Genomic DNA, 12,792 nt, shown 5'->3' with positions numbered 1-12,792 from the left:
CCTCAAGGAGGCGGCGGGCTTTTTCGTTAATGGCAAGGCATTGCCACGGGTTGCGGCCTGTGCAAGTTTCACCCTCCGGGCTTGGAGGGATCATCATGGACATCGTCACGCTTCTCGCTTTTGCAGCCGTTTCCTTCGTCGGCATCGCGACGCCGGGGCCGACGGTGCTGCTGGCGCTGACAAACGGTTCGCGACATGCGCTGCGCCGAGCGGTTGCGGGCATGATCGGCGCCGTACTTTCCGATTTCGTGCTGATCGGTGCCGTGGCAATCGGTCTCGGCGCGGTGCTGGCGGCATCGGAATTCTGGTTCTCGATGCTCAAATGGGCCGGGGCTGCCTATCTTGCCTTTCTCGGCATCATGCTTTTGCGCTCGAAGGGCACGATCGATGCGGCGCTCCAGCCGGGGGCGGCGGCGGGTGCGTCTTCGATCTTCTCGATCGGGTTGAAGAGCTTCATGGTCGCTGCGACCAACCCGAAGGGCTATCTGTTCTTCTCGGCCTTTCTGCCGCAATTCATCGACCCGACCCTGCCGCAGGCTGGGCAATACGCGCTGCTCGCGCTCACCTTTGCCGCGCTCGATTTTCTCATCATGTTCGGCTACGCCTTCTTCGGTTCGCAGGCGGTGCGTCTTCTGAAAACATCGGGCACCCTGTGGCTGGAGCGCGCCTGCGGCGGCGCGCTGCTGGCGCTTGCCGGCTCGCTCGCCTTCTACCGGCGGGCGACCGTTTGACGTCAGGGCAGGGACAGGTGACCGACGCGATAGCCTTGGGTGCGCGCGTCAATTGCGGGCATTTCCGGCCATAATCTGAATCGCACTCGCGTCCATGTCGTCGGTTCGAAACCGGAGACGGAGGCAAGCGCGCCGCCTGCCGCAACGTCGGCTCCAGCGGCAGCACTTTCGGCCTCGCGGATATCGGCGAGCGGCGCGTAGGGCTCCGTTGACAGGATGTCGCGTGTCGCAAACCTGGCCGCGGCGATATGAGGTGAAGCCTCCGCATGCCAGACGATCCAGGTTCTGACCTGTGGCCAACCGAAGGCGCTGGTCAGGGTTTCGAAGCCCGGGCTGCAGAGGAAGTCGCTCGCCCCTTCCGGCTTCTGCCAGAGATAGAAGGGCGCATAGAGATTGTCGCGGCTGGCGATTTCATCCCTGCGGGCGCTGAGGTAAGCCTTGAAACCGAGATTGGGAAAGCCGTCGAGCAGCGGCCCCTTGTCACGGACGCGGCGGTCGACGATCGACATGTCGTAATCGGCGGGCAGAGTGAAACTATACTGCATGGCGATCATGAGCATTCCTCCACGGGCTGCAGCCATTCGACAATGCTGCCGTTTTCAACCGCCTGGATGCTGAGATAGCTGAAGGGGCTGTCGTCGGCCGCGCCATGCCAATGGCGCTCGCCGGGCGCAAACCAGATGGCATCGCCGGCACGCAGCGTCTCGGCGGCGCCGCCTTCGCTCTGCGCCAGCCCATGGCCGGAAAGCACATAGAGCAACTGGCCCCTGGGATGCGTGTGCCAGCGCGTGATGGTGCCGGGATCGAGCGTGGCGCGCATGGCGGTGTTTTCACCGTCAGCGCTGCTTTCGAGCAGCATTTCGACCCAGAACGGCGCTGTTGCGACGCCCTCCGGCGAGCGCACCGCCCTGCCGGGACGGCTGACGGTCATCGCCCTCGGGTTCGAAGCGCTCATTGCTGGCCCCCGAGCGCCCGCGCCCGCCAGTCAGGGTCCGTCATCTGGGCGACGCCGTTGCCGAAGGACCAGTCTTCCGGGGCGCTGGTGCTGATGACAATCATCACGTCCTCCGGTCGAAGCCCCGGCGATTGCGCCAGGAGATCGACAAGCCGGCGGTAGAGCGTCGCCTTCATCTCGGCCGTGCGGGGGCGGCCGATCGTGATCGAGATATAGACGAAATCGTCGGAGCGCGGACCGGCGAGGTAGTTGCGGTCGAAGATCAGCTCGTGCTCATCATGCTGGTGGATGGTCTGAAAGCGATCACTCGCGGGCACATCGAAGGTCTCGACAAGGGCGCGTTGAATGGTGTCGGCGAGTGCTGCGAGATAGTCCGGCGACTTGCCTTTGCGAAGAGAAATGCGAACAAAGGGCATAGGAAACTCCATGATTAAGGCCGTCCGTCGGCCTTGACAAGGAAACCTTGGCACGACACGATAATGCTGAAAATCAGAATTTTTTGAACGTATGATCCTGAAAATTGGAACTGTACGGTGCGGCGGACGATCTTCGATCTTGATGTGCTTCGAACCTTTTCGACCGGCATGGAGCTTGGCAATTTCGCCAAGGCTGCCGAACGGCTCGGGCGTTCGACCTCGGCTGTCAGCGCCCAGCTGAAGAAGTTGGAGGAGCAGGCGGGCACGCCGATCTTCCGCAAGGCGGGACGCGGACTGGCGTTGACCGACGCCGGCGAGACGCTGCTCGGTTATGCCCGGCGGCTCCTGGAGCTCAACGACGAGGCGGCCGCGGCCGTAAACAGCATCGAACTGGAGGGCTGGGTGCGGCTCGGGCTGCAGGAGGATTTCGGAGAGACTTTGCTGCCCGAGGTGCTCGGTCGTTTCGCCCGCGCCCATCCGAAGGTCCGCATCGAGGCGCGGGTCGGACGCAATACCGAACTGCTCGATCGCGTCACCTCAGGCAAGCTCGACCTGGCGCTCGCCTGGAGCGCCGGCGCGCTGACGGCGCATTGCGAGCGGATCGGCGAAGTGCCGATGTGCTGGATCGGGCCTGCGGAGGGGCCGATCGGCTGGCATGCGGCAAGTGGCGAGCCGATGCCGCTTGCCTCGCTGGAGGCGCCCTGCCTGTTGCGCAGCGCGGCGACAAAGGCGCTTGACGAGGCCGGCATTTCCTGGCGGCTCGCCTTCGTCAGTGCCAGTCTCGGCGGCCTCTGGGCGGCGACGGCAGCCGGTCTCGGCCTTACCATCCGCACCCCGATCGGCGTGCCGGCGAAGCTCCGGCCGCTGACGCCGAAGGCGGTTGGACTGCCCGACCTGCCGAAGCTTGGCCTGGTTCTGCATCGGGCCGAAGCCGAGCTGCAACCGGCTGCGGCGCGGCTTGGTGAGCTCGTGCTGCAGTCCGTGCACGGGGCGCTGCAGGAAAGGCGCTAAGCGCGTCGCATCAAGTTTGATTCACGCAACGCGCTTTAGTTCTTTGTTTTTATGCGTGTCGTTGTCCCGGAACCGCTGTTCCGGGCGACATGCATCAAAATCTCAGCCGAAGCGTTCGAGCGCCATGGCGAAGAGATCGGCATCGACGTTGCCGCCGGAGGTGACGGCGATGACCGCGTCGCTTTCCAGCGCCTCGCCATGGAAGAGGGCGGCGGCGAGCGCCACGGCGCCGCCGGGTTCGACGACGATCTTCAGCCTGACGAAGGCGAGCGCCATGGCGCGCAGCGCCTCTTCATCGCTGACGACGATGCCGGCGCCGGCAAGGCGCCTGAGGATCGGAAAGGTGATGTTTCCCGGCTGCGGCGTCAGGATCGCATCGCAGATCGAGCCTGATATCGTCGCGTTGCGCTCGATCCTGCCGGAGGCGAGCGAGCGGGTGGTGTCGTCGAAATCCCTGGGCTCACAGGGGCGGACGCGAAGGCCGGGAGCACTGGCTTCGAGGGCAAGGGCGATGCCGGAGGTCAGTCCGCCGCCGCCGCAGGGCACGAGAACGTCGGCGGATGTCACGCCTTCTTCCTCAATCTGTTCGGAAATCTCAAGGCCGGTCGTGCCCTGGCCGGCGATCACCAGCGGCTCATCGAAAGGCTTGATCAGCGTCAGGCCGCGCTCGGCCGAAAGTCGGGCGCCGATTGCGTCGCGATCCTCGTTGGCGCGGTCGTAGAGCACCACTTCAGCGCCGAAGGCGCGGGTGTTGGCGATCTTCAGCTTTGGCGCATCGCTCGGCATGATGATGACGGCCGGCACGCCGTGCAGCTTGGCGGCCAACGCCACACCCTGCGCATGATTGCCCGAGGAGAAGGCAATGACGCCGCGGGCGCGCACGGCCGGATCGAGGCCGGAGACGGCGGACCAGCCGCCGCGAAATTTGAAGGAACCGGAATGCTGCAGACATTCCGCCTTCACGAACAGGCGCCGACCGGCGATCTCGTTCAGGAACGGGGAGGAAAGAAGCGGCGTGCGGCGCGCATGACCGCGTAGACGGGCGCGGGCGGCGACAATCATTTCAATGCTTGCCATTCGGGAATCGTCCTGCTTGGAGAGTTCTGACATGCATAGGACGCGGCACGCCGTTTGTGAACGTCGACTTTGTCACCGTGACATGAATGGTTATCAGCCGCGCTAACCATTTTGGCGCCATCAATAGCCGCCGGCCGAACCTTCTGCCGCCCGAGCATCCATGGCGCCGTTATAGCGGGCGCCACCGCCCTTTTCGATGGCGGCGAGGCTTTTGCCGCCGACCAGGATGCCGGCAGCCTGGCCCCAGAGCGGCGCGTCGTTGCCGCCGTCGAAGCTATAGCCCATGGCGGCAAGCGTCCTTTCCGTATCCGGCGAAAGCGCATAGGGCTCGAGAAAGATCTTATCAGGCTGCCATTGGTGATGGAAACGCGGTGCATTGACCGCCTGGCTGATATCCATGCCGAAATCGACGACGTTGAGGAATGCCTCCAGCGTGATGGTGATGATGCGCGAGCCGCCGGGGCTGCCGATCACCATGAAGGGCTTGCCGTCGCGGGTGATGATCGTCGGGCTCATCGAGGAGAGCGGCGTCTTTTTCGGCGCGATGGCGTTCGCCTCGCCCTGCACCAGACCGTAGAGGTTCGGCACGCCGGGTTTGGAGGTAAAATCGTCCATCTCGTTGTTGAGCAGGACACCGGTGCCCGGCGCCACGACGGCGGCGCCGAAGGAGCCGTTCAGCGTGTAGGTGACAGCGACCGCATTGCCCTCGTCATCGATGATCGAATAATGCGTCGTCTCGTTGCTTTCCTTGCCGCCGAGCGGCTTCAAATCCGCCGACGTGCCGGCTTTGTAGGGATCGATCTTTGCTGCGGTCTCCTTGGCGTAGTTCTTGTCGAGCAGTTTTTCGACCGGGTTTTCGACGAAATCAGGATCGCCCAGCGCCGCATTGCGGTCGACATAGGCATAGCGCATCGCCTCGACCATCACGTGCACCGTTTCTGCCGAGGCGTAGCCGAGATAGGAAAGTGGATAACCTTCGAGAACGTTGAGGATTTCGCAGATGATGACGCCGCCGGAGGAGGGCGGCGGCGAGGAGATGATGTCGTAGCCGCGGTAATTGCATTCGATCGGCTTCAGTTCGCGTACGGCATATTGCTCGAAATCTTGCCTGGCGAGAATACCGCCCTTGGACTGGCTCGCCGTGACGATCGCCTCGGCGGGCGCGGCCTTGTAGAAGGCGTCGGGGCCTTTTTCGGAGATGGCTGCCAGCACTGCGGCGAGATCCGGTTGCTCAAGTTTCTCGCCCGATGCATAGGGCTTGCCATCCGGCTTCAGAAAGATTTTCGCCGCCGCCTCATCCTTGGCGAGGCGTTTGGAGCTGCCGGCGAGGATGGCCGCGTCGCCCTGTTCGAGGGTGAAACCCTCCTTGGCGAAGCGGAGCGCCGGCGCGATCAGATCCTGGCGTGAGCGGGTGCCGTATTTCTCGCGCGCCGTTTCGAAGCCCATGACCGACCCGGAAACGCCGACGGCGAGATAGCCGTCGAGGCTGGCACGCGGCACGATATCGCCCTTGGCATCAAGATACATGGTCTTCGTCGCGGCGAGCGGCGCGCGTTCGCGGAAATCGAGGAAGGTTTTCGTGCCGTCTTTCAGGCGGATGGTCATGAAGCCGCCGCCGCCGAGATTGCCGGCCGAGGGATAGACCACCGCCAGAGCGTAACCGACAGCGACGGCCGCATCGACGGCGTTGCCGCCGCTCTTCAGCACCTCGACGCCGACATCGGTCGCCAGATGCTGGGCGGTGACGACCATGCCGTGTTCTGCTTCAACAGGTGCAGGCGAGGCCGCGAAAGCCGATGTCAGGCTGAGCGACAATGCCGATACGACGGCGATCGTCCCGATATGCAGGCGGCCCATGATATCCCCTCCTATGGACAACAACGGAAAAACATATGGGGCTGCGCCGGCTCGAGGCAATGCAGCGATCGGCTTTATGCGAGCCGTTCGATCGAGTTTCCTGCTGCTGAAGGATCACGCCCGGGCGGAGCGCGAGGCTCCAGCGACGGCAGCGTCGTCCGATCGGCTGAAGCCGCGGCGAGCCGCTCTTCGGCCTTGCGGGCGATTGCCTGCAGGTCGCGTGGCTTGCCGGCGATCTTTTCCATGGCAGCGATGGCGACATCGGTCGCGAGATAATCCGGCTTGTGGCCGACGCCGCGGACGGTGATGAGTTCGGACCCTGCTATGTCGCGGGCAAGGCCGCGTGAATGCAGGTGTTCCCAGACGATCTCGTCGCTATCGCCTGTTATGATGACGGTCGGCGCGGTGATCTGCGAATAGAGCGGCGATTGCTCTTTCAAATAGGCGAGCAGCCGTTTGAAATCGGTGGCGTTGTTGCGGAAGGTGCGGGGCCGCAGCACCAGCGATGGGCCGGTCCTTTCGATGTAATCGAGCGGGCGCGGATTGGGACGGAAGACATTCAGCGTGCCGCGCTCCAGCCGGCTGAGCCCCAGCGGCACGACGATGGCGTGATTGAACAGCCAGCCGACGACCGGCGCCGTCGCGACATGATAATACCAGTCGATGCCGCCCGGCCAGGGATGGGTGGCGGGTGCGAGAAAGAGCAGGCCGGCTGTCTTTTCGGGATGGCGCAGGCCGAAGGTTGCGGTGATCGCGCCGCCGAAAGAATGACCAACAATGATCGCCCTCTCGATGCCGCGCGCCTCCATCAGCCGGGCGATCGCGTCCGCCTGGCCGGAAGGCACCGCATTTTCGGGGCCGCCGCGTTCGGAATAGCCGTGACCGGGACGATCGACGAAGAGCATTTCGGCCCGGCCCTCGAGTGCGGTGCGGAAGGCGACGAGCTGGTCGAGCAGATTGCCGCTGGCGCCGTGAATGAAGACGAGAGGGGGCAGATCCGCCTGTTCCGGACGCCTGATATGGACGGCATTCATGCGGTAGCCGCCGATATCCGTCAGTTCACCGATATTGGGATAGGCCTGTTCGAATCGCCGTGCCTTGTAAGAGGAGTAGCCGATGGCGGCGGCGAGGGGAGCGAGAAGAGCGGAAACTTCTGCAAGCATGATCTTTACGGGCGATGGTTGCGGCGGTTCTCGAGAAGGGCGGGCGAAGTGCCACGTGGCCCTTCGAGAATTCTAAAATTGTGCGGTCCGGCCGGGCTTCAAGATCGGGGTGAGCGACATCAGGTGCGGTTGCCGGCAAGTTTTTCCGACAGCGTATTGACCTGTTCCTGGGCGGTGCGCTCGGCGGGATAGATGTCGAGGAACCGCTCCCAGGCTTTCAACGTCAGCTCATCGTTACCGGCATTGCTGAGGATCGCGGCCATGCCGGAGAGGGCGCCGAAATGGCGCGGCTCGAGATCCAGCACGTGTTCGATGTCGGACATCGACTTGCGGTAATTGCCCATGACGAAATTCAGCGTGGCACGGCGATTCCAGCTTTCGGCGTAATCGGGCTTCAGCGCTATTGCCTCGTCGAGGAAATCGAGAGCGGCGGGATTGCGCTTTTCCTCAATCGCCTTGTCGGCCCATTGCATCAGCAGATTGACGGTCGCGCTGCCGGAATCATTCCATTGCAGGCGAATTTCGTTGGCGATGCTGCTGGCCTTGTCGGGATCGCGCTCACGCTTCAGCTGGCTGAAGAGCTGGTCGAGACGCTGCTTCGGCGAATTGTCGGCGTTGCTCTGCTCGACGATGACATCCTTTTCCGCCGCGATGGCCGGAAGCGGAGAGGTGGAGAGGACGAGGAAGAGCGGCAAGACCGCCGGCATCAAAGCAAAAAAGCGCATGGCGGACATATTAGCCCGCCAGCGCCGAAGATCAAACAAATTAGACGTGATCACCACAGCGACCCTCCGGATATCCGCCGGCGCAATCTGCGCGGCGCAGCAATCCGGATGCGCGCAATCAGCCCTGACGAGCCTTGTAGCGCGGGTTCAGCTTGTTGATGATGTAGATGCGGCCCTTGCGGCGAACCAGACGGTTGTCACGGTGGCGAGCCTTGAGCGACTTGAGCGAATTCTTGATCTTCATTTTTCTGATCCGCGATCTCTATGGGGGAATTCACATTCGCCCGTATCTTTAACAATCAAAAGCGCGCCGTCGGGGCGCGCTCTTTAGGTGGGGGAGCAGATACCCCGTCGCCCTTTCCGTGTCAACCACGTGACGGTGTTTTTCCCAAGGCGAGAGGGTGTTTTCTCACCGGGAAAGCGGCGATTTCAGCGCCAATGTGGTGACATGGCCCATCTTGCGGCCGGGACGCCACTCGGTCTTGCCGTAGAGATGGACCAGCGTATCGGCACGTCGCAGCCAGTCGGGAACGGCAAGGATATCGTCGCCGATCAGGTTCTGCATGACGCAGTCGGAATGCCGCTCGCCATTGCCGAGCGGCAGGCCGGCGACGGCGCGGATATGCTGCTCGAACTGGCTGACGGCGCAGGCGGCCTCCGTCCAGTGTCCGGAATTGTGCACGCGCGGAGCCATCTCGTTGGCGATCAGGCTGCCGTCGGCAAGCACGAAGAATTCGATGCCGATGACGCCGACATAGTTCAATGCTGCGAGGATTTTTTCCGCCGACCGGCGTGCGGCTTCACCCGTCGTTGCGGAGATCGCGGCGGGAACGGTCGAGGTATGGAGGATGCCGTTGCGGTGCACATTCTCGGCGGGATCGAAGCAGACGACCGTGCCGTCGGCGGTGCGCGCGGCGATGATCGAAACCTCGCGTTCGAAGGCGACAAAGCTTTCGAGGATCAGTGGCACGGCGCCGAGCGCGACATAGGCGCCGTCTGGGCTGTCGGCCGCCGAGCGGAAAACCTTCTGTCCCTTGCCGTCATAACCGAGACGGCGGGTCTTCAATACGCCCTTACCGCCGAAATCCTTAAGTGCCGCCTCGAGGTCGGCCTGGCTGTCGATCGCGTGAAAGCGGGCGGTGGTGATGCCGCAATCGTTGAGGAAGCGCTTTTCGACCAGGCGGTCCTGGGCGGCTTCCAGCGCTTTCGGCGGCGGATAGACGGGAATGCTTGCCGAAAGCGTTTCTGCGGCTGCGACGGGCACGTTCTCGAATTCGTAGGTGACGACGTCGCAGGCGGCGGCAAGTTCGGCCAGCGCCGCCGGATCATCATAGGCGGCGGTGATCTGCCTGTTGGCGAGCTGGGCGGCCGGGCAGTCCGCCTGCGGCTCGAGAATGATCGTGCGGAAATTCAGTCTGGCGGCGGCGATGGCCAGCATGCGGCCGAGCTGGCCGCCGCCGACAATGCCGATCGTTCTTACAGTCATTGGTCGTCCATCGGGTATTCGGCGATCGCAGCGCTCTGACGTTCGCGCCATTCGTCGAGCCGCTCGGCGATTTCTTCGTCGGACAGCGCAAGCACGGCGGCGGCGAGCAGGGCGGCGTTGACGGCGCCCGCTTTGCCGATGGCGAGCGTTCCCACGGGAATGCCGGCCGGCATCTGCACGATGGACAGAAGACTGTCCTGGCCGGACATGGTTTTCGACTGGACCGGGACGCCGAAGACCGGCAGCGGCGTCATCGATGCGGTCATGCCCGGCAGATGGGCGGCGCCGCCGGCGCCGGCGATGATAACCTTGAAGCCTTCGGCGCGCGCGCCCTTGGCGAAATTCGCCATGCGGTCGGGCGTGCGGTGCGCGGAGATGATGCGCGCATCATAAGGGATTTCCAGGGCTTCCAGGGTATCGGCCGCGTTCTTCATGGTTTCCCAATCGGATTGGCTGCCCATGATAATGGCGACGGGTGGTCTGTCTGTCATCGTTGCCGCTATTCCTCTCAAGCGATCGGGCGATACGATCAGGCGATGATATCAGGGACGATCTGATCTTCCAGCTTGGAAAGCTTGTCCTTGATAACGAGCTTCTTCTTTTTCATGCGCTGGATTCGCAGTGCGTCGCATCCGGTCTCGATCATGGCGTTGATCGCGGCGTCGAAATCCTCGTGCTCCTGACGCAGACGCGCCACCATGAGCCTGATTTCCGCCTGTTCCTGATCGGCCATGTGCATTCCCCGTTATCGTCTTCGGATCTTGTCCGATCTGCCGATGATTTCCGCAAGCTCCTATCACCAAATACGGGTAACGGCTAGTTAGTCTTGATCATGAATTTGCCATCTCATCTTCATCTTTTCGCCTTCGACAAGCCGTCAAAAATATGTCACAGTCCGGCGCGTTGACACCTTGATCCCCGACGATGATGGCCGGGGAGGGTAAGAGGAAGGAAGGGTCAAATGACAGTTGAAGCTCATCTTGAATCACTCCAGAAAAAGCATGTCGCTCTCGAGGAGGAGCTGCATGCACTCAGAACAGCTCCTTCGATCTCCGATACGGAAATTGCTGAATGCAAGCGCCGCAAGCTGCGCATCAAGGACGAGATTCAGCGTCTCAAGTCATCCGTCCATTAAATCTTCCCAAGGGTCGCCGGACGATCTTCTTGCGTAAGAGGTAAACCATCCATTCCGCCTAAAATTTGCAAGACCCGGTGATTTGACACCAGAATTGCGCCAGCCCGATGCTCGCGGCATCGCGGCTGGCGCTTTTGCATCTGGCGCCGCAGTTCGCGCTCGCGTGAGCCCAGGGTTCTTAGAGTATCTCGCGAAAGTGTGCAGCGGCTTTGCGATAAAGACATGCGTAAAAACAAAGACCTGAATCGTAACAACGAATCTTAAGACCGCGACACGCTTCAGGGGAGGGCGATCAGGCCCAGAACTGATCCAGCCAAAGATTGAGCTTGTCGAAGCCGCGGTTGTTGACCGCGTAGATGCGTTTCGTGCCTTCCGACGTCACGGAGACGAGGTTGCTATCGAGCAACGCCTTCAGGTGCTGCGAAACAGCGGGACGGCTGATCGATAGACCCTCGGCAAGCTGGTTGACTGTCCGGGGCGCGCGCCGCAATTCCTCCAGCAGAAACCGCCGGTGCGGATCAGCAATCGCAGAGAAGGGGTCCGTGTTCGACATGGCGGGAACGCTACGTCAAACCGGCCGCGGCGGCAAGAAAATTGTGCGTTGCAGCGTACGAGAGCGCCGCGCGTCTTCTGAGCCGCGCTCGGGACGCTGTTCCACCTAGAACTGCTGCATAATTCCTCAGGTCGAGTATGCAGCAGCGCTGCCTTACCCGCCAAGGCCTTCGCGCACGATCAGGAAGGCGGCGATGAAGGCCATCGCATACATGAAGGGATAGAAAATCTCCGGCTTCATGCGGCGCACGCACCAGGCGCCGGCAAGCGTGGCAAGCGGCGCGAAAGGCAGCAACGTCGCCGAGGTCGCGAGATTCTGCGTGTCGAGCTGGCCGAGCGCGAAATAGGGGATGAGCTTGACGGCATTGAGGATCGCGAAGAAGCGCACGCTGGTGCCGGTATATTCGCGCGGCTGCAGCTTGAGCGGCAGGGCATAAACCTGAAAGGGGGCGCCGCCGGCATGGGCGACGAAGCTGCCGTAGCCCGAGAACGCGCCCCAGAAACCGGCAGCGATCGGCCGCTGGCCGCGCGGCGGGATCACCCGGCCGGCGCCGGGGCCGAAATTGTTCCAGAAATAGCGCAGGCAGAAGAGGATGGTCACTGCGCCGATGACGATGCGCAGGATGTTGCCCGGAACGAGCGCCGAGGTCGCCCAGCCGAGGCCGATACCGAGGATGGCGCCGGGCAGCATGATCTTCAGCGTCGTCCAGTCGCCGTGCTTGCGCCAGACGACGAGCGAGATCATGTCCATGAAGACCAGGATCGGCAGAAGGATCGCAGCCGCCTCGACCGGCGAGACGACCAAGGCGAGAAAGGGCAAGCCGATCAGCGACAAAGCGTCGCCCATGCCGCCTTTTGCGAGGCCGACCAGCAGAACGGCGGGCACGGCGGCGTAGTAGAATGACAAATCCTGCGGCATGCTTTCGGCGTCCTCCTCTTGCAAGCCTCCTCTAACGGAACTACTCACACAAAACGAGTGCGGATCCGTCCTTTCGAAGAGGGGAATTCGCAGGAAACGGAAAGACCTCATGACCGAACCCGAAAACCGCTGCCGCCTGGTGCTCATCGTCCCTGATATCGCCGACGCCGATGAACAGGCAAGGATCGTCGCCGATGCGCTGAAGGGCGGCGATGTCGCCTCGGTGATCGTGCCGCAATACGGGCTCGACGACGGCACCTTCCAGAAACATGCCGAAAAGCTGGTGCCTGTCATTCAGGATGCCGGCGCCGCGGCGCTGATTGCGGGCGACAGCCGCGTGGCGGGACGGGCGAAGGCCGATGGCCTGCATCTTTCCGGCAATGCCGAGGCGCTTTCGGAGGCGATCGACAAGCACGCGCCGAAGCTGATCGTCGGCGGTGGCAATGCGGCCGACCGGCATACGGCGCTGGAGATCGGCGAAGTCCGGCCGGACTATATCTTCTTCGGCAAGCTCGATGGCGATATCAAGCCAGAGGCGCATCCGAAGAACCTTGCGCTTGGCGAATGGTGGGCTTCGATGATCGAAATTCCCTGCATCGTCATGGGCGGCACCGACCCGACTTCGGCGCTCGCCGTTGCGGAGACCGGAGCGGAGTTCGTCGCGCTGCGGCTGGCGGTCTTCGACGATCCCGCCCGGGCGCCATCAATCATTGCCGAGATCAACGCGTTGCTTGACGAAAAAGCGCCACGGTTTGAGGATTGAAA

The 12,792-nt window shown here is 62.7% G+C and carries 17 protein-coding genes; 4 read left to right on the top strand and 13 right to left on the bottom strand.

What is annotated here, in order from left to right; translation table 11 throughout:
* Nucleotides 1-95: 95 nt before the first annotated feature.
* Complete coding sequence (locus AMC88_RS18275; RefSeq protein WP_064825634.1) at nucleotides 96-731, top strand: LysE family translocator; 636 nt, start codon at nucleotides 96-98, stop codon at nucleotides 729-731.
* A gap of 2 nt (nucleotides 732-733) precedes the next feature.
* Here AMC88_RS18275 and AMC88_RS18270 read toward each other — a convergent pair whose 3' ends face one another.
* The 3 genes from AMC88_RS18270 to AMC88_RS18260 are packed head-to-tail and all read right to left on the bottom strand — an operon-like array spanning nucleotide 734 to nucleotide 2,102.
* Nucleotides 734-1,285 carry a DUF4865 family protein gene (locus AMC88_RS18270; RefSeq protein ID WP_012485169.1) on the bottom strand — a complete coding sequence of 184 codons (552 nt, stop codon included), beginning with the start codon at nucleotides 1,283-1,285 and terminating at the stop codon, nucleotides 734-736.
* Nucleotides 1,282-1,686, bottom strand: a complete 405-nt coding sequence (locus AMC88_RS18265; RefSeq protein ID WP_012485168.1) for a cupin domain-containing protein — start codon at nucleotides 1,684-1,686, stop codon at nucleotides 1,282-1,284. Before AMC88_RS18265 ends, AMC88_RS18270 begins: the two co-directional genes overlap by 4 nt.
* Nucleotides 1,683-2,102, bottom strand: a complete 420-nt coding sequence (locus tag AMC88_RS18260; protein ID WP_010017920.1) for a tautomerase family protein — start codon at nucleotides 2,100-2,102, stop codon at nucleotides 1,683-1,685. The genes AMC88_RS18265 and AMC88_RS18260 overlap by 4 nt, the downstream gene beginning before the upstream one ends.
* A gap of 117 nt (nucleotides 2,103-2,219) precedes the next feature.
* Here AMC88_RS18260 and AMC88_RS18255 point away from each other — a divergent pair, with 117 nt between their 5' ends.
* A complete protein-coding gene (locus tag AMC88_RS18255) occupies nucleotides 2,220-3,113 on the top strand; it encodes a LysR substrate-binding domain-containing protein (RefSeq protein ID WP_012485166.1) in 894 nt (297 codons plus the stop codon).
* Between the two features lie 102 nt (nucleotides 3,114-3,215).
* Here the strand turns inward: AMC88_RS18255 and AMC88_RS18250 are convergent, their stop codons facing one another.
* The 8 genes from AMC88_RS18250 to AMC88_RS18215 all read right to left on the bottom strand — a co-directional run bounded on the left by AMC88_RS18250 (nucleotide 3,216) and on the right by AMC88_RS18215 (nucleotide 10,154).
* Nucleotides 3,216-4,190, bottom strand: a complete 975-nt coding sequence (locus tag AMC88_RS18250) for a threonine ammonia-lyase (RefSeq protein WP_010022050.1) — start codon at nucleotides 4,188-4,190, stop codon at nucleotides 3,216-3,218.
* Between the two features lie 120 nt (nucleotides 4,191-4,310).
* Complete coding sequence (gene ggt / locus AMC88_RS18245) at nucleotides 4,311-6,047, bottom strand: gamma-glutamyltransferase (protein ID WP_012485165.1); 1,737 nt, start codon at nucleotides 6,045-6,047, stop codon at nucleotides 4,311-4,313.
* Nucleotides 6,048-6,121: 74 nt separating this feature from the next.
* Nucleotides 6,122-7,210 (bottom strand): alpha/beta fold hydrolase, encoded by a 1,089-nt coding sequence (locus AMC88_RS18240; RefSeq protein WP_064825633.1) that lies wholly within the window; start codon nucleotides 7,208-7,210, stop codon nucleotides 6,122-6,124.
* A 119-nt stretch (nucleotides 7,211-7,329) separates the two neighbouring features.
* Nucleotides 7,330-7,944 carry a tetratricopeptide repeat protein gene (locus tag AMC88_RS18235; RefSeq protein WP_012485163.1) on the bottom strand — a complete coding sequence of 205 codons (615 nt, stop codon included), beginning with the start codon at nucleotides 7,942-7,944 and terminating at the stop codon, nucleotides 7,330-7,332.
* Nucleotides 7,945-8,053: 109 nt separating this feature from the next.
* Nucleotides 8,054-8,179, bottom strand: a complete 126-nt coding sequence (ykgO, locus tag AMC88_RS18230) for a type B 50S ribosomal protein L36 (RefSeq protein ID WP_003582204.1) — start codon at nucleotides 8,177-8,179, stop codon at nucleotides 8,054-8,056.
* A 165-nt stretch (nucleotides 8,180-8,344) separates the two neighbouring features.
* Nucleotides 8,345-9,421: a 5-(carboxyamino)imidazole ribonucleotide synthase gene (locus tag AMC88_RS18225; protein ID WP_064825632.1), complete on the bottom strand. Its 1,077-nt coding sequence runs from the start codon at nucleotides 9,419-9,421 to the stop codon at nucleotides 8,345-8,347.
* Nucleotides 9,418-9,912: a 5-(carboxyamino)imidazole ribonucleotide mutase gene (purE, locus tag AMC88_RS18220; protein WP_012485161.1), complete on the bottom strand. Its 495-nt coding sequence runs from the start codon at nucleotides 9,910-9,912 to the stop codon at nucleotides 9,418-9,420. Before purE ends, AMC88_RS18225 begins: the two co-directional genes overlap by 4 nt.
* 38 nt (nucleotides 9,913-9,950) lie before the next feature.
* The gene (locus AMC88_RS18215; protein WP_010028538.1) at nucleotides 9,951-10,154 is read right to left on the bottom strand and encodes a YdcH family protein; all 204 of its coding nucleotides are present in this window, start codon (nucleotides 10,152-10,154) and stop codon (nucleotides 9,951-9,953) included.
* Between the two features lie 228 nt (nucleotides 10,155-10,382).
* On the opposite strand from AMC88_RS18215, the gene AMC88_RS18210 reads away from it, so the two are divergent.
* On the top strand, nucleotides 10,383-10,556 hold the full coding sequence (locus AMC88_RS18210; RefSeq protein WP_008533139.1) for a YdcH family protein: 174 nt from the start codon (nucleotides 10,383-10,385) through the stop codon (nucleotides 10,554-10,556).
* Nucleotides 10,557-10,848: 292 nt separating this feature from the next.
* On the opposite strand, the gene AMC88_RS18205 is transcribed toward AMC88_RS18210, so the two are convergent.
* Nucleotides 10,849-11,109, bottom strand: coding sequence for an ArsR/SmtB family transcription factor (locus AMC88_RS18205; protein ID WP_064825631.1), 261 nt, complete (start codon nucleotides 11,107-11,109; stop codon nucleotides 10,849-10,851).
* 153 nt (nucleotides 11,110-11,262) lie between these two features.
* Nucleotides 11,263-12,027, bottom strand: coding sequence for a sulfite exporter TauE/SafE family protein (locus tag AMC88_RS18200; protein ID WP_012485159.1), 765 nt, complete (start codon nucleotides 12,025-12,027; stop codon nucleotides 11,263-11,265).
* A 109-nt stretch (nucleotides 12,028-12,136) separates the two neighbouring features.
* On the opposite strand from AMC88_RS18200, the gene AMC88_RS18195 reads away from it, so the two are divergent.
* On the top strand, nucleotides 12,137-12,790 hold the full coding sequence (locus AMC88_RS18195; protein ID WP_012485158.1) for a thiamine phosphate synthase: 654 nt from the start codon (nucleotides 12,137-12,139) through the stop codon (nucleotides 12,788-12,790).
* Nucleotides 12,791-12,792: the final 2 nt, after the last annotated feature.

Source organism: Rhizobium phaseoli, from assembly GCF_001664385.1.
Lineage (GTDB): Bacteria > Pseudomonadota > Alphaproteobacteria > Rhizobiales > Rhizobiaceae > Rhizobium > Rhizobium phaseoli.
This window is presented reverse-complemented; position numbering and strand designations above follow the sequence as displayed.

What these genes read in the sequence shown, in the direction of transcription:
- AMC88_RS18205 (WP_064825631.1), bottom strand. Translation starts at nt 11,109, where the DNA reads ATGTCGAACACGGACCCCTTCTCTGCGATTGCTGATCCGCACCGGCGG.
- AMC88_RS18240 (WP_064825633.1), bottom strand. Translation starts at nt 7,210, where the DNA reads ATGCTTGCAGAAGTTTCCGCTCTTCTCGCTCCCCTCGCCGCCGCCATC.
- purE (WP_012485161.1), bottom strand. Translation starts at nt 9,912, where the DNA reads ATGACAGACAGACCACCCGTCGCCATTATCATGGGCAGCCAATCCGAT.
- ykgO (WP_003582204.1), bottom strand. Translation starts at nt 8,179, where the DNA reads ATGAAGATCAAGAATTCGCTCAAGTCGCTCAAGGCTCGCCACCGTGAC.
- AMC88_RS18235 (WP_012485163.1), bottom strand. Translation starts at nt 7,944, where the DNA reads ATGTCCGCCATGCGCTTTTTTGCTTTGATGCCGGCGGTCTTGCCGCTC.
- AMC88_RS18265 (WP_012485168.1), bottom strand. Translation starts at nt 1,686, where the DNA reads ATGAGCGCTTCGAACCCGAGGGCGATGACCGTCAGCCGTCCCGGCAGG.
- AMC88_RS18270 (WP_012485169.1), bottom strand. Translation starts at nt 1,285, where the DNA reads ATGATCGCCATGCAGTATAGTTTCACTCTGCCCGCCGATTACGACATG.
- AMC88_RS18215 (WP_010028538.1), bottom strand. Translation starts at nt 10,154, where the DNA reads ATGGCCGATCAGGAACAGGCGGAAATCAGGCTCATGGTGGCGCGTCTG.
- AMC88_RS18275 (WP_064825634.1), top strand. Translation starts at nt 96, where the DNA reads ATGGACATCGTCACGCTTCTCGCTTTTGCAGCCGTTTCCTTCGTCGGC.
- AMC88_RS18260 (WP_010017920.1), bottom strand. Translation starts at nt 2,102, where the DNA reads ATGCCCTTTGTTCGCATTTCTCTTCGCAAAGGCAAGTCGCCGGACTAT.
- AMC88_RS18210 (WP_008533139.1), top strand. Translation starts at nt 10,383, where the DNA reads ATGACAGTTGAAGCTCATCTTGAATCACTCCAGAAAAAGCATGTCGCT.
- AMC88_RS18195 (WP_012485158.1), top strand. Translation starts at nt 12,137, where the DNA reads ATGACCGAACCCGAAAACCGCTGCCGCCTGGTGCTCATCGTCCCTGAT.
- AMC88_RS18250 (WP_010022050.1), bottom strand. Translation starts at nt 4,190, where the DNA reads ATGGCAAGCATTGAAATGATTGTCGCCGCCCGCGCCCGTCTACGCGGT.
- AMC88_RS18225 (WP_064825632.1), bottom strand. Translation starts at nt 9,421, where the DNA reads ATGACTGTAAGAACGATCGGCATTGTCGGCGGCGGCCAGCTCGGCCGC.
- ggt (WP_012485165.1), bottom strand. Translation starts at nt 6,047, where the DNA reads ATGGGCCGCCTGCATATCGGGACGATCGCCGTCGTATCGGCATTGTCG.
- AMC88_RS18200 (WP_012485159.1), bottom strand. Translation starts at nt 12,027, where the DNA reads ATGCCGCAGGATTTGTCATTCTACTACGCCGCCGTGCCCGCCGTTCTG.